19 protein-coding genes and 1 pseudogene are annotated in these 22,750 nt (G+C 46.2%); 17 read left to right on the top strand and 3 right to left on the bottom strand.

Annotation, left to right across the window (positions count from 1 at the left end; translation table 11 throughout):
• The first annotated feature begins 268 nt into the window (after window positions 1-268).
• The 4 genes from JMY03_RS01565 to JMY03_RS01550 all read left to right on the top strand — a co-directional run bounded on the left by JMY03_RS01565 (window position 269) and on the right by JMY03_RS01550 (window position 4,073).
• Window positions 269-1,003, top strand: coding sequence for an ABC transporter permease (locus tag JMY03_RS01565; protein WP_201600389.1), 735 nt, complete (start codon window positions 269-271; stop codon window positions 1,001-1,003).
• A 12-nt stretch (window positions 1,004-1,015) separates the two neighbouring features.
• A complete protein-coding gene (locus JMY03_RS01560) occupies window positions 1,016-1,741 on the top strand; it encodes an ABC transporter permease (RefSeq protein ID WP_025646468.1) in 726 nt (241 codons plus the stop codon).
• Window positions 1,742-1,759: 18 nt separating this feature from the next.
• Window positions 1,760-2,434: a fumarylacetoacetate hydrolase family protein gene (locus tag JMY03_RS01555; RefSeq protein ID WP_201600387.1), complete on the top strand. Its 675-nt coding sequence runs from the start codon at window positions 1,760-1,762 to the stop codon at window positions 2,432-2,434.
• A gap of 154 nt (window positions 2,435-2,588) precedes the next feature.
• Window positions 2,589-4,073 carry a GPI inositol-deacylase gene (locus JMY03_RS01550; RefSeq protein ID WP_227675443.1) on the top strand — a complete coding sequence of 495 codons (1,485 nt, stop codon included), beginning with the start codon at window positions 2,589-2,591 and terminating at the stop codon, window positions 4,071-4,073.
• 117 nt (window positions 4,074-4,190) lie between these two features.
• Here JMY03_RS01550 and hslO read toward each other — a convergent pair whose 3' ends face one another.
• Window positions 4,191-5,174 carry an Hsp33 family molecular chaperone HslO gene (gene hslO, locus JMY03_RS01545; protein ID WP_390879703.1) on the bottom strand — a complete coding sequence of 328 codons (984 nt, stop codon included), beginning with the start codon at window positions 5,172-5,174 and terminating at the stop codon, window positions 4,191-4,193.
• A gap of 285 nt (window positions 5,175-5,459) precedes the next feature.
• On the opposite strand from hslO, the gene JMY03_RS01540 reads away from it, so the two are divergent.
• The 13 genes and pseudogenes from JMY03_RS01540 (at window position 5,460) to JMY03_RS01480 (ending at window position 20,798) form a co-directional block, all read left to right on the top strand.
• Window positions 5,460-6,443, top strand: a complete 984-nt coding sequence (locus JMY03_RS01540) for a glutamate/aspartate ABC transporter substrate-binding protein (protein WP_201600385.1) — start codon at window positions 5,460-5,462, stop codon at window positions 6,441-6,443.
• Between the two features lie 93 nt (window positions 6,444-6,536).
• Complete coding sequence (locus tag JMY03_RS01535; protein ID WP_201559335.1) at window positions 6,537-7,283, top strand: amino acid ABC transporter permease; 747 nt, start codon at window positions 6,537-6,539, stop codon at window positions 7,281-7,283.
• Window positions 7,280-7,951: an ABC transporter permease subunit gene (locus tag JMY03_RS01530; protein WP_201600382.1), complete on the top strand. Its 672-nt coding sequence runs from the start codon at window positions 7,280-7,282 to the stop codon at window positions 7,949-7,951. Before JMY03_RS01535 ends, JMY03_RS01530 begins: the two co-directional genes overlap by 4 nt.
• 209 nt (window positions 7,952-8,160) lie before the next feature.
• The gene (locus JMY03_RS01525; protein ID WP_037059487.1) at window positions 8,161-8,880 is read left to right on the top strand and encodes an amino acid ABC transporter ATP-binding protein; all 720 of its coding nucleotides are present in this window, start codon (window positions 8,161-8,163) and stop codon (window positions 8,878-8,880) included.
• Between the two features lie 210 nt (window positions 8,881-9,090).
• Complete coding sequence (locus tag JMY03_RS01520; protein ID WP_201600379.1) at window positions 9,091-9,717, top strand: FMN-binding negative transcriptional regulator; 627 nt, start codon at window positions 9,091-9,093, stop codon at window positions 9,715-9,717.
• An 84-nt stretch (window positions 9,718-9,801) separates the two neighbouring features.
• Window positions 9,802-10,401: a DJ-1/PfpI family protein gene (locus JMY03_RS01515; RefSeq protein ID WP_201600376.1), complete on the top strand. Its 600-nt coding sequence runs from the start codon at window positions 9,802-9,804 to the stop codon at window positions 10,399-10,401.
• Window positions 10,402-10,504: 103 nt separating this feature from the next.
• Window positions 10,505-11,740, top strand: coding sequence for an FAD-dependent oxidoreductase (locus JMY03_RS01510; RefSeq protein WP_201600373.1), 1,236 nt, complete (start codon window positions 10,505-10,507; stop codon window positions 11,738-11,740).
• A gap of 251 nt (window positions 11,741-11,991) precedes the next feature.
• Window positions 11,992-13,180, top strand: a pseudogene (locus tag JMY03_RS01505) (AMP-binding protein).
• Window positions 13,181-13,314: 134 nt separating this feature from the next.
• Entirely contained in the window at window positions 13,315-14,925 is a 1,611-nt protein-coding gene (locus JMY03_RS01500) for a carboxyl transferase domain-containing protein (protein WP_201559331.1), read from the top strand.
• Between the two features lie 195 nt (window positions 14,926-15,120).
• Window positions 15,121-15,918: an enoyl-CoA hydratase/isomerase family protein gene (locus JMY03_RS01495; protein WP_201600371.1), complete on the top strand. Its 798-nt coding sequence runs from the start codon at window positions 15,121-15,123 to the stop codon at window positions 15,916-15,918.
• A gap of 197 nt (window positions 15,919-16,115) precedes the next feature.
• The gene (locus JMY03_RS01490) at window positions 16,116-18,176 is read left to right on the top strand and encodes an acetyl/propionyl/methylcrotonyl-CoA carboxylase subunit alpha (RefSeq protein ID WP_201600368.1); all 2,061 of its coding nucleotides are present in this window, start codon (window positions 16,116-16,118) and stop codon (window positions 18,174-18,176) included.
• Window positions 18,177-18,187: 11 nt separating this feature from the next.
• Window positions 18,188-19,108: a hydroxymethylglutaryl-CoA lyase gene (locus JMY03_RS01485; RefSeq protein WP_201600364.1), complete on the top strand. Its 921-nt coding sequence runs from the start codon at window positions 18,188-18,190 to the stop codon at window positions 19,106-19,108.
• Between the two features lie 502 nt (window positions 19,109-19,610).
• Window positions 19,611-20,798, top strand: a complete 1,188-nt coding sequence (locus JMY03_RS01480) for an isovaleryl-CoA dehydrogenase (RefSeq protein ID WP_201559572.1) — start codon at window positions 19,611-19,613, stop codon at window positions 20,796-20,798.
• An 84-nt stretch (window positions 20,799-20,882) separates the two neighbouring features.
• On the opposite strand, the gene JMY03_RS01475 is transcribed toward JMY03_RS01480, so the two are convergent.
• Together JMY03_RS01475 and JMY03_RS01470 are read right to left on the bottom strand one after the other, a co-directional pair.
• Window positions 20,883-21,620 (bottom strand): pantothenate kinase, encoded by a 738-nt coding sequence (locus JMY03_RS01475; protein ID WP_201600362.1) that lies wholly within the window; start codon window positions 21,618-21,620, stop codon window positions 20,883-20,885.
• Between the two features lie 34 nt (window positions 21,621-21,654).
• Window positions 21,655-22,611 (bottom strand): biotin--[acetyl-CoA-carboxylase] ligase, encoded by a 957-nt coding sequence (locus tag JMY03_RS01470; protein WP_201600359.1) that lies wholly within the window; start codon window positions 22,609-22,611, stop codon window positions 21,655-21,657.
• Between the last annotated feature and the right edge of the window lie 139 nt (window positions 22,612-22,750).

Genomic DNA, 22,750 nt, shown 5'->3' with positions numbered 1-22,750 from the left:
CTGGGTATTTGCTATCAGCGTTAACATCGAGCGTCTCAGTTATGATAAAATCAGCGCGTATTTCTATCTGAGTAATCAGTGCATGAATCTTTGAGTCAACTGATAGTCATTTATTATATATTCCAAAACCGCTTCTCGTTGCTACAGACCATAACTATCGCTTTATTTTCGCTGGCGTCAGGACAGTAAGCTGACATTTCGAGCGTTATTTGTGGCTTAGCAAAAACGCCAGTGACGCGACCAACATATAGAGACTGAGTGAATAACTGTGTTTGATTTACAAGGATTTGGCGCCCTGCTATTAAGCGGCGCGACCGTCACCATTAAGCTTGCCATAACTAGCCTGATAATAGGTATGCTATTAGGACTGCTTGGGGCAACGGCTAAGCTGTCGAACGTTTGGCTACTGCGTAAGCTTGCCACTGTCTATACCGCAACGATGCGCGGTATCCCTGAGCTATTATTAGTGCTATTTATCTATTATGGTGGCTCTATTTTGCTGATGAGCATTCTCAAACAGTTCGGCTACAATGAGTATGTAGAGATCAGCGCTTTTTGGGGCGGGGTGATGGCCTTATCTATTGCTTTTGGTGCTTATGCCACTGAGATCTTTCGGATGTCTATTCAAGAGATTCCTGCCGGACAGAAGGAAGCGGCGCAAGCGATAGGGATGCGTCCTTTTCAGACCTTTTATCGGATTACTTTGCCGCAAGTTTGGCAGATTGCCTTGCCAGGCCTTGGCAACTTGTTTTTAGTACTGCTCAAAGACACCGCTTTAGTCTCGGTCGTTGGACTCCAAGATATTATGTATCAATCTTCACGCGCGGCGCAATCCACCCAGCAACCTTTTACCTTTTATATGGCAGCCGCTATCATCTATTTAGGTCTTACTATGCTTATCACCGGCTTTATGCTTTGGCTAGAATGGCGCGCCAATCCAGCCGCGCGCTATGCCAAAAAAATCAGCCGTCAATCCACTCATCAGCCATCGACTTTAGGGTAGAGGAGAGACGTTATGGATTGGAATTGGCAGGTCATTTTTGAGTACTTTCCGGATCTATTAGGCGGGGCGGTACTGACTGTACAGCTCGTTGTGATCTCAGGAATCATTGGACTGTTCTTTGGTTTGATTTTGGCGTTACTGCGTCTGTCTAAAAGCTGGCTGGTACAGATATTACCGTTTTTGTATATTTTCTTTTTTCGCGGTACGCCGCTGCTAGTACAGATATTCTTAATCTACTATGGTTTAGGTCAGTTTGAGGCGGTACGTGAGTCATTCTTGTGGGAGCCGGTACTCAGTCAAGCTTACTGGTGTGCGATTATCGCTTTTACGCTCAATACTAGTGCTTATCTTGCAGAGATTATTCGCGGTGCGATTCAGGCGATTCCGGTAGGGGAGCTAGAAGCGGCAGATGCTGTGGGCATGTCACCGTGGCAAAAGCTCACTCGTATTACATTGCCGCGCGCTTTTGGTATTGTCATTCCTGCTTATAGTAATGAAGTGATTTTTATGCTCAAAGGCAGCGCGCTGGCTTCAACCATTGCGCTAATGGATATCACCGGCGTGGCTCGTACGATTAGTGCGCGGACTTATACCTTGATGGAGCTGTTCTTTGCCGCTGGTATTGTCTATCTATTATTATCGTGGATTATATTATTTAGCTTTGGACGGTTTGAGAAAAGAATGAACCGTCATGCCAGCTACGTGCCGCCTGATGTGATGACCAATACTATTCCATAATTGAGCGATAGATGAGTGATGAGCCAAGCGCTGAGAGTTACCGATAAGAAACTTGATAATAAGGTACAAGCTGCTATTGGCAAAGTGGTTTGCGTCGGTCGTAACTACGCCGCTCACGCGCATGAGCTCGGTAATGCAGTACCAAGCACACCGCTACTGTTTATAAAACCAGCCTCTGCTATCGTCTCTATTCACAATGACATTATCCGTCCAGATCCCAAGGTTTATGGTGAGACTCATTATGAGGCGGAATTATGCATTCAGCTTGCCTGTGGTTTATCGGCAGCGACTGCCGAGCAAGCGAAGCAAGCGATAGGCGGCATCACTTTAGGATTAGATTTGACCTTAAGAGACTTACAAAGTCAGCTTAAAGCCAAAGGTCACCCTTGGGAGCGCGCTAAATGCTTCGATGGCGCTTGCGTCCTTGCTGACTGGCTCGAGCCGCAAAGTTTCGGCGACTTAACGCACATTCAGTATCAGCTCTACGTCAATGGCGAGCTCAAGCAAAATGGTGATAGTGCCTTGATGTTATTTCCTATCTATGAGCTACTCGCCGATATTAGCCACGCTTTTAGCTTACAGGCAGGTGATGTCATTATGACCGGTACGCCAAGCGGAGTAGGTATTTTGCGGGCAGAAGATAACTTAACGCTAGTCTTAGGCAAACAGCAATGGCAAACCCAAGTTAAGTAACTTTTATTCTTATAAAGTATTAAACATCTTAGTGATTTATTGGCTTATCTATAACATCCATCCTAGTTACAACCATAAAACAAATACATCTCTTCTTTTTATCTGCTATTAAGGATAGTATGTAATGCTCTCTTTCTTGTAAATTATCAATATTATGAATCGTCCAGACTTACCCGATATTACTCATGATAGCTACGGAAGTGGCAATAAAGACGATGCCGACATGGTCTATCGTCCGGGCGCGCATCCTGTCGCAAAGTCTAGTATGGCTATTCATGGCGATTTATATGAACACCTCTCGCAGCTTGATATGGATGAGATGGCTAGGTTATTAGCAGATGACGCTGAAGATACGCTCACTACAGACTCAGTCTCTCTAGGCGATTTTTTTGAGGGTTTAGCTCAGCTGGCAACGATGGGTGTGGTGGAGATGACAGAGATTGTTGAGTCTATGCATCGCGAGATTATGCTGCGTCCGATAGGGCGCTTTAACGAAAACCACCTAAAAAACTGGCATGGCGGCGTCACAGGGCGCGTTTACGGACTCGTACGCCATGTGATGCTGATGTTAGGCAATAATCTCTCCTCAGGACTGCGTCTATATAAAAACGTAGCAAGACAAACCAGCGCTCAGCCGCTTCCTGCTAGCCTAAAAAAACTCGTCAATGTGTTTAATGGGGTGATGGGTGATCATCTAGTCAATAATGGTAACTCGCTTGCGATTCCTATGACCCTATACAACCAAGAGGGCGTGCCTCAACGCGAAGAGCTATCGGGCCGTATTATTATCTTGTGCCATGGCCTATGTTTAAGCTACTTAAGCTGGCATCCAGACGAGGACAATAGCTTAGGGCAAGCCATCAGCCGCAGCCAGCCTGACTCGACAGTGCTTTACTTAGATTATAATACTGGGCGACGTATCTCACGCAATGGCCGCACACTCTCCAAACTGCTACAAGACTTAGTGGATAATAATCCTAATATCAGTCAAATCGATTTGGTCGGCCATAGTATGGGCGGGTTAGTGGCTCGTAGCGCGCTGTTTTATGCTAAGCAAGATCGCCTAGATTGGATGAAGCGCGTGGGTAATTTGATTACTTTAGGCTCGCCGCATCACGGCGCTGTCCTTGAGCGCATTGGGTTTTTGGTGCAAGATATTATCTCCAAAGTCCCCTTCGCAAGCTCGCTTGCGCACTTAGGGGATATGCGTAGCGCCGGTATCATTGATTTGCGTCATGGTAGTATTCGTGATGCCGATTGGCAGTCTTTAGAGGGGCGAAGTGTCGTGCCACAAGACTTCCGGCATCCTGCTCGTCTGCCAAGCGGTATTAAGACCTATTTTGTCGCGAGCGCCTTGATAGAAACCCATTACGACTCAAAGGTAACTAACCTGCTCGGGGACAGTCTAGTGTCAGTAGCTTCAGCATTGGGCGAAGATGATGGTGAGCACAATCTGTTTGTACCAGAAGGCCGTAAAGCGATCTTTTATGGCGTGAACCACATGGGTCTCATCCATAGCAGACGAGTGCGCGAACAAGTCGTGGCTTGGCTACTTGATAACGGCAAAAGCGATTATGCTGCTCGCGACCGTATCCACTCTTATCCTCGCAGCTTAGGCGTGATTGCTGAAGCGTTATAAAAATAGGGTTACACCAATTTTGTACGACTGACGTTTAAAAAACTATATATTTAAGAGCCAAAAAACCCTTTAAACTTGCGCCTAAAGGGTTTTGAATTTACCTAATAACCAGCCAATTTATTGTGCAAAAATAGCCGTCACATCGTCTTTATCAAAGGTATAGACCTCACCGCAAAAACCGCAGTCCATCTCAAAAGTGCCGTTTTGCTCTTCAATGATATCGAGCGCTTCGGTTTCACCGATTTGTGCTATCGCCATCTCACACTTCTCACGCGAGCAAGTACAGCCAAACTCTAAGCTGACAGGGTCAGGCGCAACGACGTTTTCTTCGTTATATAAGCGGTAGATAATCTCGCTGGCTGCAAGTGTGGTCAGCTCTTCACTTTTGACGGTGCTAGTCAGTATGCTCAAGCGCGTCCATAAGTCATCATCGATACCAGCGTCTTGATTACGCTCCACTTCGATATTCTCTGCTGCCGTACGCGGTAACATCTGCACCAATACGCCGCCGGCTTGCAAACCGTCTGACGCCAAGTTAATCAAGGTGGGAATCTGAGCGGATTGCTTTTGGTAATGGGCTAGGCAGTCCGCTAGATTATCATGGCTACGCTCGACGATACCTTGATACGGCTCGCCATTATCCGGCTGAATATTAATAAATAAGACGCCTTGACCAATCGCGCCTAGCTCTGCAAAAGCCTCATTTGCCTGCGTCATGTCTTCCCAAGCAGCGATTTGCTCATCGTTATCCGCTTTCCAGCTAGCAAGCGCCCGGATAATGCCGTTTTGATCGCACTCAGCCATCGCCCAGTTCAGTAAGCTATCTTGATCTGAGGACTGTAGTTGGATAGATAAACGACCATCTATCTTGACGGTACCTATCAGTAAGCTTGCTGCCGTGAGCATCTCGCCTAGCAAGCGTTTGATGGCTTCAGGATAAGGCTTTTGGGCAATAGTGGAAGCGTAGCTACGCGATAAGCGCACCACATCACCGCGCACCGGCGAGTCTTCGATAAAGAAGCGCTGACGCACATCATTACCGCTTGCTTTGTCTGAGGGCTGCAACTGATTTGTTTGCATAGCTGAAGTATCTTGTGTCATATATTTTTATCTTATTGAGTTAAGAAGGTGCTAGCTTTATGGGGGTTATTCAGAATTTATCAATCATAAGAAGAGCACTTGTGGCCACAGTTTATGCATACCCGAAGATGAATTTATTGTAGAAAATAGCAACAATAGGCTAAAAAGTTGCATAATAATTATAAAAGTGTTGTACAGTAACATTAAGTTGCATTAAGATAACTAAAAGTAACTACACGGATGCCTGTTAGTAATAGCTAATTAAGCATTTTTTAACTAATAATATGTGATAAAAGGATGTACCCTATGGCTTACGCACTCAGCAAACCTCTAACATTAGCAGCGTTTATGGCACTAGGCCTTGCTGGCTGTAATAACAGCAGTCAAACTGCGACCGATGACGCTGCAACTGACGATGCTGCCACTACTGAAACCTCTACAAATACCAACGGCACCCTTCAAAAAATCAAAGACTCAGGCACTATCGTTGTCGGCTATCGCGACTCTTCTATTCCGTTCTCATACATCGCGGATGATCCAAATCAGCCTATGGGCTATGCGCACGATTTAGAGATGAAAGTTGTGGATGCGGTGAAGCAAGAGCTCAATATGCCGGACTTGAATGTTCGTTATAACTTGATTACCTCGCAAACGCGTATCCCGTTGGTACAAAACGGCACTGTCGACTTTGAGTGTGGCTCAACGACTAACAACGAAGAGCGCCAAAAACAAGTGGGCTTCTCAAACGGCTTTTTTGAGATCGGAACGCGTTTGTTGACTGCGACAGACTCAGGTATCAATGATTTTGCTGACTTAGACGGTGAGACATTAGTTACTACCGCAGGTACGACCTCAGAGCGCTATATTCGCCAGTACATCGATGAAAAGCAAATGGATACTAATGTCATCTCCGCCAAAGATCATGGCGAGGCATTCTTGATGCTAGAAAACGGCCGTGCTGATGCCTTTATGATGGATGATGTACTACTAGCCGGCGAAAAAGCCAAAGCTAAAAACCCAGATGAGTGGGTCATTGTAGGCGAGCCGCAGTCGTTTGAGATTTATGGCTGTATGCTGCGTAAAGACGATCCTGAGTTCAAAGCCGTAGTCGATAAAGCTTTGACGGATGTCTTTGCCTCAGGTGAGATCAATAGTATTTACGATAAGTGGTTCTTAAACCCAATCCCGCCCAAAAACGTCAACTTAAACTTTGAGATGTCAGATAACCTAAAAGCACTCATCGCCGATCCTCATGATGGCGCTCAGCCAAAAATGGCAGCGGCACAGTAACCCTCACTCCTCAACTTAGCTGGTACTCCTAAAAGCTTCATTATTGAAGCTTTTAGGGGTTAAGCCTATCAACCACTGCTTGGAGAGACAAGCATGAATTATAGCTGGAACTGGGGTGTGCTCTTTGAGCAGACTGGTGTCGGTAGCGAGCTGTATATCCATTGGATGATTACTGGCCTTGGCTGGCTGCTACTAATCGGTAGTATCGCTTGGGCTATTGCGATGGTCGTTGGTACTATCTTCGGTATTATGCGTACTTTGCCAAGCAAGCCTGCGCGGGCGATCGGTACCGCTTATGTGACCTTTTTTCGTAATATTCCGCTACTGGTGCAATTGTTCTTTTGGTTCTATATTGCCCCAGGGTGGCTGACACCGGCGCTACAAGAGTGGTGGTATAAGGAGCTCACGCCTAATACCTCAGCGATGCTCTCAGCGAGTATTGGTCTGGGTCTATTTACCGCGGCGCGTATCGTTGAGCAAGTGCGCACGGGTATTGAGTCCTTGCCGCAAGGCCAGATTAACGCCGCTTACGCGCTAGGCTTTACGATACCGCAGGCTTATAAGCAAGTACTACTGCCGCAAGCTTTTCGTATCATCTTGCCGCCTTTAAGCTCTGAGCTGACCAACTGCTTCAAAAACGCCTCTGTTGCCTCGCTCGTTGGGGTAATGGAGCTGATCAGTCAGACGAAGACCATTAGCGAATACACCCAAAATAGTCTTGAGATCTATACTTATGCGACGATTATCTATTTAGTGTTTAATCTGTCGCTGATTGCGATTATGGGTCTAATCGAGCGTAAACTTCGCGTACCAGGGCTTATTGCAGGGAGTCAGAAATGAGTATGATGACCGAACTTGCGACTGCATATCCAGGCCTGATGGGCGGGATGATTACCACCTTAAAGGTGTTGTTTTTAGCGATTCTTGGCGGTATAAGCCTTGGAACCGTACTGGCCTTGATGCGCTTGTCGGGTATCAAAGCCTTAGAGGTACCGGCTAAGCTGTACGTAAACTACTTTCGCTCAGTGCCACTGCTACTGGTGCTATTGTGGTTTTATTTTGCCGTACCGATGATTTATTTTTGGGTAGCAGGTAAGTACTTGCAGCTCAATGCCGCTTTTGCCTCTTGTGTGGTCGCTTTTATGATGTTTGAGGCCGCTTACTTTTCTGAGGTCGTGCGAGCTGGTATTCAATCCATCGGTAGTGGTCAAGTCAATGCAGCAAAAGCGCTTGGCATGACTTATGGGCAGACCATGCGTCTGGTTATTTTGCCGCAAGCGTTTCGTAAGATGCTACCGCTGATCTTGCAGCAGTGTATTATTCTCTTCCAAGATACCACTTTGGTTTTTGCGATTGGTTTGACCGATTTTTTCCGTGCCGCTTACGTGCGCGGTGAGCTGATGGGGTTACTCACCCCTTATATATTAGGTGCAGGGGCAATTTACTTTATTATCAGTTTGACCGCTTCTATTGGCGTACAGCACGTGCAAAAAAAGCTCAGGTTCTAGCGTTTGATTGAATAACTTAGTCGTAGAGGTTTTCGCACTAAACTAGCGTAAACCCTACGGACATAGCGCTATCACTTATTTTACATACATGACAAAAATATTAAGCATAAGGCTAGGAGCCGACGATGAATAAGGCTAAGACATTTATAAATGACTTTGGCGGACTGGTGACAGATAACGGTCATGCTAGCGATGAGATAGTCATTGAAATGGATAGCGTCAGCAAGTGGTATGGCGACTTTCAGGTACTCACTGACTGTACTGCTCATGTCCATAAAGGCGATGTGGTGGTCGTTTGTGGCCCATCTGGCAGCGGTAAATCTACTTTGATTAAGACCGTTAATGGTCTTGAGCCTTTTCAAAAAGGGCAAATCATGGTCAATGGTATCTCGGTTGGCGACTCGAAAACCAATCTGCCAAAGCTACGTAGCCGTGTCGGCATGGTGTTTCAGCATTTTGAGTTATTTCCGCATCTGACTATCATTGAGAATCTGACGGTCGCGCAGATTAAAGTTTTGGGCCGCCGCGAGGACGAGGCCAAACAAAAAGGTATGGCTTATCTAGACCGCGTGGGACTAAGCGCGCAGGCACCAAAATATCCGGCTGAGCTGTCCGGTGGTCAGCAGCAGCGGGTAGCGATTGCGCGGGCGCTAGCGATGGATCCTGTGGCGATGCTGTTTGATGAGCCGACCTCCGCGCTTGATCCTGAGATGATTCAAGAGGTGCTCGATGTGATGGTAGAGCTGACCCGTGAGGGTATGACGATGATGTGCGTGACCCACGAGATGGGCTTTGCCAGTCAAGTGGCGAACCGTATTATCTTTATGGATGAGGGTTATATCGTTGAGAACTGTAGCAAAGATGAGTTCTTTGAGGGTGCAAAAAGTGATCGCGCGCAGCAGTTCTTATCGAAGATTTTGAATCATTAGACTATTTCGATTGACGATTATTGATAGCTTTATTCTCAATAAGAAAGCCTGTTTTTTACCAGTAATGATTATACAAAGCGCCTTATTAAAGACAGTGAAACACTCTCTTTAATAGGGCGTTTTATATTGACGCTTTTACACTTTTTTTATAGCGATTCAAAATTATAGCAATTCAAAATTATAGCAATTCAAAAAAAAGACTTGGAGCTTATGATGTTTACGCCTAAAGCATTTAAAGAGGAGCGCTTTGATATCATAAAAGCATTTATCAAAGAGCAGCCTCAAGCGACGGTCGTCGCACAAACCAAGTTAGGACTAGAAGCTTGTCATATTCCGATGTACTGGCAGGATGACGGTAGTGAGTACGGTTGTCTGTATGGTCACATTGCCAAAATCAATCCGTTAAATAGTCGCGATAATATTAAGATGCCATGGCTGGTGATATTTCAAGAGGCAGGTCATTATATCAGCCCCAACTGGTATCCAAGCAAAGCGATAACCCATAAAGAAGTACCGACTTGGAACTACCGTAGTGTACATATCACAGGATCAGTGAGTCTGCTCACGGAGTCTGAAGCCTTGGTTGATATTTTATCGACGCTGACACAAGACTTTGAAGCCAGTCAGCCGATGCCATGGTCGCTCAATGATGCACCAGAAAACTATATTCAGGCACTCTGTCGAGCGATTGTGGGTATTCGGGTTAGTATCACAGATGTGCAAGCGCAGTTTAAACTGAGTCAGAATAAGACAGCGGAAAATAAAGCAGGGGTAGTCGCAGGACTAAAACGGTGTAAGACGGTAAAGGCAGATGCCATGGCAGCGTTGATTGATTAGGTAAAGGTGTATAGATAGTATAATATAGATGGATTAAATATTATTTAATGATATCAATCTAACTCAATCTCAGTAGGACAAGTTATGACGTTAAAGCGAACCGTTGGAATACTGCTATTTAATGAAGTAGAGGTATTAGATTTTGCTGGACCTTTTGAGGTGTTCTCACTGGCTGAGAATAAATCAAATAATAAGCACTTTAATGTGATCACTATTGCTGAGCACCCAGCACCGATTTCTGCTAGAAACGGTCTACAGGTTATTCCTGATTATAGTTTTGCCAACCATCCTCATCTCGATGTACTCGTAATCCCTGGTGGTTATGGTGCCGAAAAAATAGAGATACATAATCAAATAGTGATCGATTGGATTATTGTTCAAGCAGGCGTCGCAGAGCTGACTCTGTCCGTATGTACAGGTGCGCTGCTGCTAGCAAAAGCAGGGTTGCTCGCTGGTCGAGCGGCAACCACACATTGGATGGATTTGGACAACTTAGCCTCTTATCCTGATATAGACGTTATTGATAATATTCGTTATGTCGATGCTAGTGATGATATGCGTAATATCGTTACATCAGCAGGGATAAGCGCGGGTATCCACGCCAGTCTGTACTGTATCGAAAAGCTCGTAGATAACCAAACCAAGCGCGCCACCGCCCATCGTATGGAATTCGATATTGATTGAGCAAGTTACTGGATAGATGAGTGAGTGCATGTCTGTTTACTGATACAATGGCTGCCATTCTTGTTGATAATTAGAATAATTCATAAACCATATTGGAGTTTTTATGAGCGTAGACAATCTATCTGTAGCATCGGCAACCTCATCAAAAAATGGCATCGTTATCGTTGGTGCAGGCCTAGCAGGCTGGCACGTGATAGATGCTATCCGTAGTAAAGATAAAGAGATACCGATTACTTTAATCACGGCCGATAATGCCGATCGCTATCATAAGCCGATGCTGACGATGGCGATTAGCCAAGATAAAAAACCGGCCGATTTAGTGCGAGCGGCGGGGGAGCAGGCAGCAAAGACCGCTAATGTCACTTTATTAGCCCATACGCAGGTCAGTGATATCGATGCGGCAAGCCAAACATTGCAGCTGGTCTCTGCAAATCGCTCAGACCCTGCCAACACCAATTACGCGGTCATCAATTATGACAAGCTAGTGCTCGCGATGGGCGCACATCCCATATTTCCTAAGAGCTTGCCTGAGAGTTTAGTCTGGCATGTCAATCATATTGAGCGCTTCGGTCAGCTGCAAGAAAAGCTCTCGACGGGTAGCCAGCACGTGGCTATTGTGGGCGCAGGGATGGTCGGTACCGAAATCGCCGAAGACTTGCTCAAAGCCGGTCACAAAATCAGCCTAATTGATCTCAATGATGCGCCACTTGCGCAAATGCTACCGGCGAAAGCGACCGCTCGTATTAGGCAAGCGATTGAGTCGCAAGGTATTGAATTTTTGGGCGGTTATCAGGTGACTGATGTCGTACGTAATGAGGATGACAGACTAGAAGTCAGCTATGAGCCGTTAGAGAATGTGCAAGGACAGGCTAATACTATGACAGTCGATCATGTGATTGCTAGTACCGGTCTGGTCGTCGATGATAAGCTGCCCGCAGCGGCAGGTATAGAGTTCAATCCGCGCACGGGTATTGTTGTCGATGCGCCAACGCTACGCACCAATGCTAACAATGTCTATGCCATTGGCGATTGTATGTCTATCGATGGCGTGGCTTGTCGTTACGTGGCACCGCTAAGAGCGCAAGCCGCGACTATCGCTGATGATATCTTAGGCCACGCGCATGCTGGCTACGACCATAAACCGCCGATGATTCGTCTGAAGAATAAGGCGATTGCGGTAACGGTGGTTGGCGTGCCACAAGCGACAGGTAACTGGCAAGTCAAAACCGAAACGACCGATGAGCTGGTCATGGAATTATTTGACGACGCTACTGATGATAAAGCGGTAAAAGCCACAGTGTCTCTTAAAGTACCAGCAAAGCCAGCAGCGAAAGCTTGATGGGTATGCAAGTGCTCTTGGTGTGATAGCTGGGTCGCCAGTCTTTTATTCATAAGAGGCTGGCTTTTTTACGGCTAGTCATATCATTTATCATAACGGCTATCGACTGTGTGAATGAGACATCTTGTATCAATATGATTGACAGGGTTTGATTTCAGACGTTATAGTGAAGAGATATAAGGGACAAGCCACAATAGATTTATTGATAAGCTTGATTAGCAAAACGGAAAAGTAAAACGAAAGGATTCGTTATGATTCAACCCTCTCCACTTAGCACTGCCTACAGCGATATTCTAAATAATATTCCAAAAATAAACATGGGCGCACGCTCCGCAAATGCACCTCTCACTCAAAGTTACGACAAAGGCCCCGATGTCCCGCTTATAGAAGCCACTATTGGCGATTTTTTTGATGCTATTGTGGCCAAATATCCCGAGCGCGAAGCGTTAGTGGTGCGTCATCAAAACATTCGTTGGACTTATAAACAGCTACAAGGGCAAGTCAATAAGCTCGCCAGCGCCATCATCGAGATGGGGCTTGAGATTGGTGATCGCATCGGTATCTGGTCGCATAATAATCGTTTATCCCAATGATGGCTTTGAACCACTAACGGTACTACAAACGGTAGAAGCTGAAAAATGTACCGCGCTGCACGGCGTGCCGACGATGTTTATCGCTGAGCTTGATTATCCTGACTTTGATAAATTTGATTTATCGAGTTTGCGTACGGGGATTATGGCAGGCTCTAGTTGTCCGATTGAAGTGATGCGCCGAGTCATCGATAAGATGCATATGCAGGAGGTCACCATTGCTTATGGCATGACTGAGACGAGCCCTGTATCCTGTCAAACTAATGAGCACACGCCGCTTGAAAAACAAGTCTCGACCGTTGGACTGGTGCAGCCTGCGCTTGAGGTCAAAGTTGTCGATACGGGTACTGGCGAGACTCTACCTATCGGCGAGACAGGCGAGCTACTGACAAAAGGCTATTCAGTGATGAAAGGCTATTGGGGTAGCCGCTTTAAGACTCGCGAGGCGATACAAGACGGCTGGATGCATACTGGCGATTTGGCGACGATGGACGAGGATGGCTATGTCAAAGTCGTCGGTCGTAGTAAAGATATGGTCATCCGCGGCGGCGAGAATATTTATCCGGTTGAGATTGAAAACTATCTGTATCGTCATCCAAAAATACGCGACGTACAAGTCGTTGGCATTCCAGATGAGCGTTACGGCGAGGTGTTGGCGGCTTGGATTATTCCTAAAGAGGGAGTTGATCTGACAGAAGAAGAGGTCAAACAGTTCTGCTACGATAATATCGCCCATTATAAAATCCCGGCTTACTATCGTTTTGTCACAGAATATCCGATGACCATCACGGGTAAAATTCAAAAATATAAAATCATTGAGCAAATGACAGCAGAGTTAGGTTTGGCATAGTATTGATTTATATAAGTATTGATTTATATAAAAGCTTTATCATTCAAAACACTGCTAAGTATTTAATGACCCCTTATTTTTGCAAAAATGTTTTATAGTTAAAATTAAGACATAGAAGTATAACAAGGAAGACCATGAGCGCCATTATCACCAGTAAACTAAGCCCCAATTCGAGCGAGTTTCAGCAAAACAGTACCGCGATGCAAGCGCTCGTCGATGATTTATACCAGCATCTGCATAAAATTGCCCAAGGTGGATCAGAGCGTGCTCGAGCTAAGCATTTAGCGCGCGGTAAGCTGTTACCTCGCGCGCGCGTGGAGCGCCTGCTCGATGTTGGCACGCCGTTTTTGGAAGTAGCACCGATGGCAGCGCATGATATGTATGATGCCGATATCCCAGCGGCAGGCGTGATTGCCGGTATTGGCCGTATTAACGGCATCGAGTGCATGATCGTCTGTAATGATGCTACGGTGAAAGGCGGTACTTACTACCCGATGACGGTTAAAAAACACTTGCGCGCACAGGAAATTGCGCAGCAAAACCATCTGCCTTGTGTTTATCTCGTTGATTCAGGAGGCGCGAATCTGCCGAATCAAGATGAAGTGTTCCCTGATAAAGATGACTTTGGGCGTATCTTTTTTAATCAAGCCAATCTGAGCGCGGCAGGTATTCCGCAAATCGCGGTTGTGATGGGCAGCTGTACCGCAGGCGGCGCTTATGTGCCGGCAATGAGCGATGAGTCTATTATTGTCAAAGATCAAGGGACGATATTTCTCGGCGGCCCGCCACTGGTCAAAGCGGCAACGGGTGAAGAGGTCAGCGCAGAAGACTTGGGCGGCGGTGATGTGCACACGCGGCTATCAGGGGTGGTCGATTATCTAGCACAAAACGATACCCATGCGTTGTCGATTGCCCGCGATATCGTTGGGCATTTGAACCGCGATGCGAAAGTCATTCCCAATCAAATCACCCCGCGGCCTCCACGCTATGATGCTAAAGAATTATACGGCATTATTCCCACCGATAAACGCAAGCCGTTTGATATTAAAGAGATCATCGCCCGTATCGTCGACGATAGCGCCTTTGATGAATTTAAGGCGCGCTTTGCCAATACGCTGATTTGCGGCTTTGCCCATATCGAAGGCATGCCTGTCGGTATTATCGCCAATAACGGTATCTTATTTAGTGAGTCGGCGCAAAAAGGCACACACTTCATTGAGCTGTGCTGTAAACGCAAAATCCCGCTGGTGTTTTTGCAAAATATCACCGGCTTTATGGTCGGACGTAAGTATGAGAATGAAGGCATCGCTCGTCATGGTGCCAAAATGGTGATGGCGGTTGCCAATGCCAAAGTGCCTAAATTCACTGTCATCGTTGGCGGCTCTTTTGGCGCAGGTAACTATGGCATGTGTGGCCGCGCTTACGACCCAAGATTTCTATGGATGTGGCCAAACGCACGTATCTCTGTGATGGGCGGCGAGCAAGCGGCATCGGTATTGGCTACGGTAAAGCGTGATAACTTCGAACGCAGTGGCGAGTCGTGGAGCGCTGACGATGAAGAAGCGTTTAAAGCACCAATACGCGATATGTATGAGGAGCAAGGCCATCCTTATTATGCCACTGCAAGGTTATGGGATGATGGCGTCATTGATCCTGCTGATACCCGTCAGGTATTAGCGTTAGGACTTAGCGCGGCTCATAACGCACCTATTGAAGAGACGACCTTTGGTATTTTTAGAATGTAGATTTAGTTTGATAAGTGATAATTCTCGTCTACAAGTATGATAGGAAACTTGGCGTGTGGCTGGTAAAAATTTCCTTGCGTGCTGTGCCTACGCCGACAGAGGCTGCAAAAATTTCTACCAGCCACACTATTTACTTTTCAAAATAGAACTACTGTATTGAAAGAAAAGCTGCTACAAAACTAAGAGAAAAATTATATGAATAATTATAAAAACCTATTAGTAACCATAGAAAACTACGTCGCAACCGTAACTTTAAACCGTCCTGAAATACGCAATGCGTTTAATGATAAAACAATTAGCGAATTAACCTCTGTGTTTAAGCAGTTGGGTCAAAGCGATGACGTTCGTGTGATTGTCTTAGCGGCAGCAGGTAAGGCTTTTTGTGCCGGCGCGGATCTGAACTGGATGCGAGCGATGGCAGATTATGACTATCAAGAAAATCTAGCCGATGCTGATACACTCGCGCAAATGCTCAAAACCATTTATGACTGCTCAAAGCCCACCATTGCGGCTATCCAAGGTGATGTTTATGCCGGTGGCATGGGGCTGGTGGCAGTGTGTGATATCGCTATCGCGGTTAAAAATGCGAATTTCTGTCTCAGTGAAGTGCGCTTAGGTCTAGCGCCTGCAACGATTAGCCCTTATGTGATAAAGGCGCTAGGCGCGCGAGCCTCACAGCGTTACTTCTTAACCGCTGAGGTGTTCAATGCCAAAAAAGCACGGCAACTTGGGTTTGTACATGAGCGCGTCAGTGAAGAGAGCCTAGATGATACGGTCGCTAGGCTATGCGCGAAGATCGTCAATAACAGCCCTGATGCGGTCAAGACCTGTAAGCGCTTACTTCATGATATCGAAGGTAAGCGTATTAATGATGAGTTAATCGCTGATACGGTGAAGGAGATTGCTGATATTCGCGCGTCAGAGCAAGGAAAGGAAGGCGTACAAGCCTTTTTGCAAAAGCGTAAGCCGGATTGGTTGGCTGATAAAGAGTAGTGTAGTTGATTCACTTTAAAACCAATACAGTGCTACTGGGATAAATTGTATGCAGCATCGAAAAGTGCGAAGCGCACAGCAAGCAAAGAAAATTTATACCAGTAGCACGACAAAATAAATATATCGATTTTATTTTGAATTGACTATAACCCGTTTAAATTAAGGCAAAGTATCAAATATAAAGCACAGGAATTGCTATGTTCTCCAAAATACTCATCGCCAACCGTGGTGAAATCGCTTGCCGAGTCGCGGCTACTGCCAAACGTATGGGCGTACGTACGGTCGCCGTTTATTCAGATGCTGACCGATATACCAAGCATGTCGCTGTTTGTGACGAAGCCGTTTATCTCGGCGGTTCTGCGCCTAAAGACAGCTACTTGAAAGGCGATGTGCTCATTGCCATTGCCAAAGATCGCGGCGCGGAGGCGATTCATCCCGGTTATGGGTTTTTAAGTGAGAACGCTAATTTTGCTGAAGCATGTCAAAATGCAGGTTTAGTATTTATCGGGCCCTCAGCGAATGCCATACGCGCGATGGGCGGTAAATCGGAGTCTAAGCGCTTGATGGAAGCGGCTGGTGTACCTCTGATACCCGGCTATCACGGTGATAATCAAGATAGCGATTTTTTGAAGGCGCAAGCAGACGCTATTGGCTATCCGGTACTCATTAAAGCCAGTGCAGGCGGCGGCGGTAAAGGCATGAGAATCGTTGAGAATAGTAATAACTTCGACGATCTTTTAGCGTCCTGCCGCCGTGAGGCTATCACCAGCTTCGGTGATAGTCATGGTAATTATGTACATTTGTTTGAGCGCGACTGCTCGGTACAGCGCCGCCATCAAAAGGTACTAGAAGAAGCGCCTGCGCCTGACGTCGATGAGTCCATGCGGGCGGCCATGGGAAACGCTGCCATCGATGCTGCGCGTGCAGTCGATTATGTCGGTGCGGGTACGGTCGAGTTTATCGTTGAGCAGCGCGAGACGGGTATGAGTTTTTATTTTATGGAGATGAACACCCGTCTGCAAGTCGAGCATCCCGTGAGTGAGGCGATAACAGGCGTCGATTTGGTGGAGTGGCAATTACTGGTAGCCGCCGGTCAGAAACTACCGAAAACGCAAAATGAATTATCTATTAGTGGTCATGCGATTGAAGCCCGTATTTGCGCGGAGAATCCTGACAATAATTTCTTGCCAGCAACGGGGACGCTGTTCACGTATCAAAAGCCTGAACATAGTACTTTTACTATTAACAAAAACGGTAATGATGTGCGTATCGATGATGGGGTACGCGAGGGCGATGTCATCAGCCCGTTTTATGACTCGATGATTGCCAAGCTTATCGTGCATGCGCCAACCCGCGCGCAAGCATTAGCGAAAATGGATCAAGCATTAGCACTCACTCGTATCGTTGGCTTACCCAATAATGTCGCGTTCCTACGTTATGTGATTAATACTGACTCTTTTAGTCAGGCCAATCTAGATACGGCTTTAATAGAGCGTGAAGCGGATAAGTTATTCAATCAGCACCCGTTAGAGCTATCGGCGTTGGTAACCACTGCTATCGTGCAACAATTGGCTAGTGAGAAAGACACAGTGAGAAATAATGCCAATGATCCCTTTAGTCAGCTCTCCGCGTTCCGCGTTTATACCGACTACACGCGTACTTTTAACCTCATTTATAATGAAGAAAATTACCTTGCTCATATTAGTAATTGGCACAATGCTAATAATGCTGCATGTCAAAACAATGCGGGTCAAAAAAATACAGATAGCACCGATCGTTTTTCTTTAACGATTGAGCATGATACGAGTGGGGCAAGCTCCTCAGAAAAGTCAGATGAGGCTTTATATAACGCTCAAGTCAGCTACCATAGTGATGATGCCCATAATCATACCTTATGGCTCGATGATACGCGCATCAAAGCGCAAAGTTGGACGCATACCGAGACGGTTTATGTCTTTACCGATAGGGGTCGCGATCAGATTGAACTTATCGATGCCATGGCTTATGCAGGGGAGGATTCTGCCGCTGTTGGTAGTCTCAAGTCGCCTATGCCAGGACAGGTGATTGCCTTTAAAGTCGCGGTCGGCGATAGCGTCAAGCAAGGCGAGCCATTAGCGGTGATTGAAGCGATGAAAATTGAACATACGATTACCGCGCCCACTGACGGCGTTGTCGCAGAATTGCTATTTGCAGCGGGCGACTTAGTCGCCGATGGTGATGAGCTACTGCGTATTGATAGCGAGACGAGTGAAGCTTAAGGATACTAACTATGAATAACGCGTACCCAAATCATGTCACCATCGTCGATGTCAGTCCGCGTGATGGCTTACAAAACGAATCCATGACCGTACCGACAGCGATCAAACAGGCCTTAATCGAAGATTTGACCAAAGCAGGGGTTAAGAAGATTGAGACTACTAGCTTTGTTTCCCCTAAATGGGTGCCGCAAATGGGTGATAATAATGAGCTAATGACAGCGCTTGCAGCTAGTAGATCAGATGACGTGATCTACTCAGTGCTGGTGCCAAACATGCGCGGTTTTGATGATGCTATCTTGCACCGTCCTGATGAGGTGGTTATCTTTGCCTCAGCGAGCGAGACTTTTAGTCAAAAAAACATCAACTGCAGTATCGATGAGAGTATCGAGCGTTTTGCGCCAGTCGCTGCCGCGGCCAAAGCGCAAGGCATCAAAGTACGCGGCGTAATCTCCTGCACGGTCGGCTGTCCTTATGAGGGCGAGATTGACCCTAATCAAGTGGCTTATGTGACCAAACGCTTGGTTGAGATTGGTGCAGAACAAATTGGCATCGCTGATACCATAGGCGTCGGTACGCCTATTAAGGTAAAAAAAGCGTTAGCAGCGGCACTTGAGTATATCGATATTGCACATATCTCAGGGCATTTCCATGATACTTATGGACAGGCGCTGAGCAATACTTTAGCGGCGCTCGAGATGGGCGTTAACGAATTTGACACCTCAGTCGCGGGCCTTGGCGGTTGTCCTTATGCTAAAGGCGCTACGGGCAATGTCGCGACCGAAGATGTGGTCTATATGCTCCATGGCATGGGGATTGAGACTGGTATTGATTTAGATAAATTAGTCGTCGCAGGCGAGCGCATCAGCGAATTTTTAGGACGCCGTAACGACTCTAACGTTGCAAGAGCTTTGATTAATAAGCGTTCAGCTTAAGTCATCCTGTTTTAATTAGGGCGTGTTGAACATTCACAAATGCGCACTGCTGATCGCTACTAGTTTATCAAAGCTGTGTTCTAGTCGTCGTTAAAATTGCAGGTAATGCTTATTGCATTGGTTAGCTGATTTTATTTAAACAGTCGCAACGACTAGGGCGATTTTAGCATCAGCCCTCACGACAACAACAGGGACAGGACTATTTTTTGCCGCTTTATTGATAAAAATAGACGCTTAGAACGACTAAACTTACCATTTTTATCTGCAAATCGCCTAAAAAATAGTCTCTGTCAGTGCCATGGTCGAATGTTCAACACGCCCTAATATAAATATCTACCGCTGCGTATAGCTGGCGCAAATTTTATTCGCTTGCTGTGTGACTTCGTCACTCCAGAGGCTTCAAAAAATTTATGCCAGCCATGCCATTTTTATACATGCTATATTTTTATATAAGTTATCTAATTTTATTAATAGAGTTAAAGATTATAAATAAGGAATTATTATGAGTTTACCCGGTTTAGACTTTCAGCTTGGCGAAGATATCGATGCGCTGCGTGATGTGGTAGCGCAGTTCGCCGCTAAAGAAATCACCCCACGCGCAGGCGAGATTGATAGCAGCGATGAGTTCCCGATGGATCTATGGCAAAAAATGGGCGATTTAGGCTTACATGGCATTACCGTACCTGAAGAATACGGCGGCGCTGACATGGGCTACGTCGCTCATATGGTGGCGATGGAAGAGATTAGCCGTGCATCCGCCTCTATTGGTCTAAGCTACGGCGCGCACTCAAACCTTTGCGTCAATCAGATCAAGCGCAACGGCTCAGAGGCACAAAAGCAGAAATTTTTACCTAAGCTAATCACCGGCGAGTTCATCGGTGCGCTTGCCATGAGTGAGACGGGTGCAGGGTCTGATGTGACCAGCATGAAGCTTAAAGCCGAGGAAAAAGGCGACGTCTTTGTGCTAAACGGTAGTAAAATGTGGATTACCAATGGTCCAGATGCCGATGTGATGGTGGTCTATGCCAAGACCAATCCTGAGCTTGGCGCGCAAGGGATTACCGCCTTTATTATCGAAAAAGGTATGGACGGTTTTGGTACGGCGCAAAAGCTCGATAAACTTGGGATGCGTGGTAGCCACACGGGCGAGATGACTTTCAATAATGTTGAGGTGCCAAAAGAGAACATCTTAGGTGGCCTGAACAACGGCGTAAAGGTACTGATGAGCGGCCTTGATTATGAGCGCGCAGTATTGGCAGCGGGTCCTATCGGTATTATGCAAGCCGTGATGGACAATGTCGTGCCCTACATTCATGACCGTAAACAGTTCGGTCAAGCGATTGGTGAGTTTCAGCTGATTCAAGGCAAAGTCGCTGATATGTACACGATTTTGCAAGCAGGTCGCAGCTTTTTATATACCGTCGGCAAGAATCTCGATATGCTAGACGCACAAGGTGCAGGTCATAGCCGGCAAGTCCGTAAAGACTGCGCTAGTGTGATTCTATGGTGCGCGGAAAAAGCGACCTTGATGGCAGGCGATGGCATCCAAATCTTTGGTGGTAACGGCTATACCAATGAGTATCCGCTTGGGCGCTTATGGCGCGATGCTAAGCTGTATGAGATTGGCGCAGGCACCAGCGAGATTCGCCGTATGCTGATTGGTCGCGAGTTGTTTAATGAGACTAAATAGGTAGTTTATAGTCGATCTTGTAATAAAAAAAGCAGTAAGTCCAAGACCGACTGCTTTTTTATTTTTAACACTTTTAATATAGCTTTAAACCACTAGCTGCTTTTTACTGTAATCAAAATATCTAGCCAAGCCATTGAGAAGTAAGTCATCACGCAAGCGTACCGGACGATTGACATGCTCAGCAATCATAGCCGCATCACCGCCGGTCATGATCAGCTCAAAGTTAGGATGGCGATGAGTGATCTCATTGATAGCACCAACGATAGATAATAAAATGCCGTGATGGACCGCATCTTGAGTGGTGACTCCTTGCGCGATACTATCAAAAGCACCGTTTGAAATCGTAATCTGCTTAGTACCCGAAAATAGCGACTCGCGCTGCAAATAGATGCTCGGAAAAATATAACCGCCTAAATGCTCGGCATGATCGATCAGATCTATCGTGACCGCGGTACCGCAGCCCACTACGCATTGGCGCTTCGTCCTATCTACTGCGCCAAGCATCTGTAACCAGCGATCACAGCCTAATTGTTTGGCATCATAGCGACTACTCATCAGCGCGTGAGATGAGTCGACATTGACAAACTCAAAGGGTATACCCAGCCGACTGAGCGTCTGTGCTACTTTGCCATTGAGCTCATCACCCAGCACCGATGAGATACCGATAAAGTCAGGCGCGTAACGCTCAAATCGATCGGTCAGTCCCATTAGCAGCTCAGCTGGCGCTTGCAAATGCTGGAGTGCATTGTGCGAGACAATTTGGCCAATATCATCAGTGAGCCAGTATTTAAGCCTAGTATTACCTAGATCTAGCCAGAGCATAGTTTTTCCTTATTGGCTCTTTATCTAGTGTTCATTAAGTCTCATTTATCACATCAATGCGACCGGTAAAAAGTGCTGAAATATTACCGTTATCTTGCTGCAATTGCAAACAGCCGTTTGTATCGATACCACAGGCACGGCCTTCGATAACGTGCTCGTTATGGTTAAGATTTTGCGTGATTCTTACTCTCAAGCCTTTGAGTGCATCTTGCGGTGTAAACTCTCGGTTAAACTGAGCCATTGCATACTGGGTAGAGCTGGGCTGTACATGAGACTTTGCGGCCGATATAGCTTTGAAGCAATCGACAGCGTCTAGTAAAGCCTGACTGATTTGCTCATAAATAATGCTTAAGCTTGGCAAAGGTTCTAACGGATTATCCTTGGCATCTTTATTGATCGACTTATGAATATCTTGTAGGCTAATCGCTTGATAACTCATGCCTTCTAGCGTTTGTTCGGTGAGCTTAGGCGTCGCCGCTACATTTAACCCCACTCCTATGACTACGCCTTTTAGTTTGCTTGCTATCCATACCGGCTCAATCAAAATGCCAGCCAATTTATTAAAAGCGATAAGGCTGTTGTCATTTAAATCAAAACCTAAATCTTGCTTGTGCAGTGGATAAAAGCCCAAATCATTGGCCCATTTGACTCCGATAGGCGTTTTGTTTTGCGCTTTTAGCTGCGTGTTCAGCGCTTGGATAATCGGCATTTTTGCTAATTCTAAACCAATCATTAACGATAGCAGGCCACTGATAGGGGTGTTAATCGGATGATAAAGGGAGAGATAGACATTGCCCGGCGGCGATTGCCAAGAGCGGGTATGTTGCCCACGACCTGCTGTCTGCGTCTCAGCGGTCAGTAGCTGTTTATCATTGCTATCAAGCTTACCTGCTTGTAATGTCTCTAGCAGCTCGCTATTGGTTGATTTGCTACTAGAGAGGTGCCGATGGTTGAGCGCGGATAAGCTATTGTTTTGAATGGATAAAGGCATAAGGAGGTTCGCTAAAAATAGAGTGGTTTGAGCTGACGTCAGATGACTTGTAAGACAATAATTACTAAGATGTTTGCTATACTAAGCGCCTGCTACTGCGCAAGTCAGGCAAGTTATTATGAGCTAAAAGGTTATCTTA

The organism is Psychrobacter submarinus (assembly GCF_904846685.1).
Taxonomy (GTDB): domain Bacteria; phylum Pseudomonadota; class Gammaproteobacteria; order Pseudomonadales; family Moraxellaceae; genus Psychrobacter; species Psychrobacter submarinus.
This window is presented reverse-complemented; position numbering and strand designations above follow the sequence as displayed.

Excerpts from the sequence above, each read along its gene's own strand:
- JMY03_RS01560 (WP_025646468.1), top strand. The coding sequence starts at position 1,016 with ATGGATTGGAATTGGCAGGTCATTTTTGAGTACTTTCCGGATCTATTA.
- JMY03_RS01555 (WP_201600387.1), top strand. The coding sequence starts at position 1,760 with ATGAGCCAAGCGCTGAGAGTTACCGATAAGAAACTTGATAATAAGGTA.
- JMY03_RS01550 (WP_227675443.1), top strand. The coding sequence starts at position 2,589 with ATGAATCGTCCAGACTTACCCGATATTACTCATGATAGCTACGGAAGT.
- hslO (WP_390879703.1), bottom strand. The coding sequence starts at position 5,174 with ATGACACAAGATACTTCAGCTATGCAAACAAATCAGTTGCAGCCCTCA.
- JMY03_RS01540 (WP_201600385.1), top strand. The coding sequence starts at position 5,460 with ATGGCTTACGCACTCAGCAAACCTCTAACATTAGCAGCGTTTATGGCA.
- JMY03_RS01535 (WP_201559335.1), top strand. The coding sequence starts at position 6,537 with ATGAATTATAGCTGGAACTGGGGTGTGCTCTTTGAGCAGACTGGTGTC.
- JMY03_RS01530 (WP_201600382.1), top strand. The coding sequence starts at position 7,280 with ATGAGTATGATGACCGAACTTGCGACTGCATATCCAGGCCTGATGGGC.
- JMY03_RS01525 (WP_037059487.1), top strand. The coding sequence starts at position 8,161 with ATGGATAGCGTCAGCAAGTGGTATGGCGACTTTCAGGTACTCACTGAC.
- JMY03_RS01520 (WP_201600379.1), top strand. The coding sequence starts at position 9,091 with ATGATGTTTACGCCTAAAGCATTTAAAGAGGAGCGCTTTGATATCATA.
- JMY03_RS01515 (WP_201600376.1), top strand. The coding sequence starts at position 9,802 with ATGACGTTAAAGCGAACCGTTGGAATACTGCTATTTAATGAAGTAGAG.
- JMY03_RS01510 (WP_201600373.1), top strand. The coding sequence starts at position 10,505 with ATGAGCGTAGACAATCTATCTGTAGCATCGGCAACCTCATCAAAAAAT.
- JMY03_RS01500 (WP_201559331.1), top strand. The coding sequence starts at position 13,315 with ATGAGCGCCATTATCACCAGTAAACTAAGCCCCAATTCGAGCGAGTTT.
- JMY03_RS01495 (WP_201600371.1), top strand. The coding sequence starts at position 15,121 with ATGAATAATTATAAAAACCTATTAGTAACCATAGAAAACTACGTCGCA.
- JMY03_RS01490 (WP_201600368.1), top strand. The coding sequence starts at position 16,116 with ATGTTCTCCAAAATACTCATCGCCAACCGTGGTGAAATCGCTTGCCGA.
- JMY03_RS01485 (WP_201600364.1), top strand. The coding sequence starts at position 18,188 with ATGAATAACGCGTACCCAAATCATGTCACCATCGTCGATGTCAGTCCG.
- JMY03_RS01480 (WP_201559572.1), top strand. The coding sequence starts at position 19,611 with ATGAGTTTACCCGGTTTAGACTTTCAGCTTGGCGAAGATATCGATGCG.
- JMY03_RS01475 (WP_201600362.1), bottom strand. The coding sequence starts at position 21,620 with ATGCTCTGGCTAGATCTAGGTAATACTAGGCTTAAATACTGGCTCACT.
- JMY03_RS01470 (WP_201600359.1), bottom strand. The coding sequence starts at position 22,611 with ATGCCTTTATCCATTCAAAACAATAGCTTATCCGCGCTCAACCATCGG.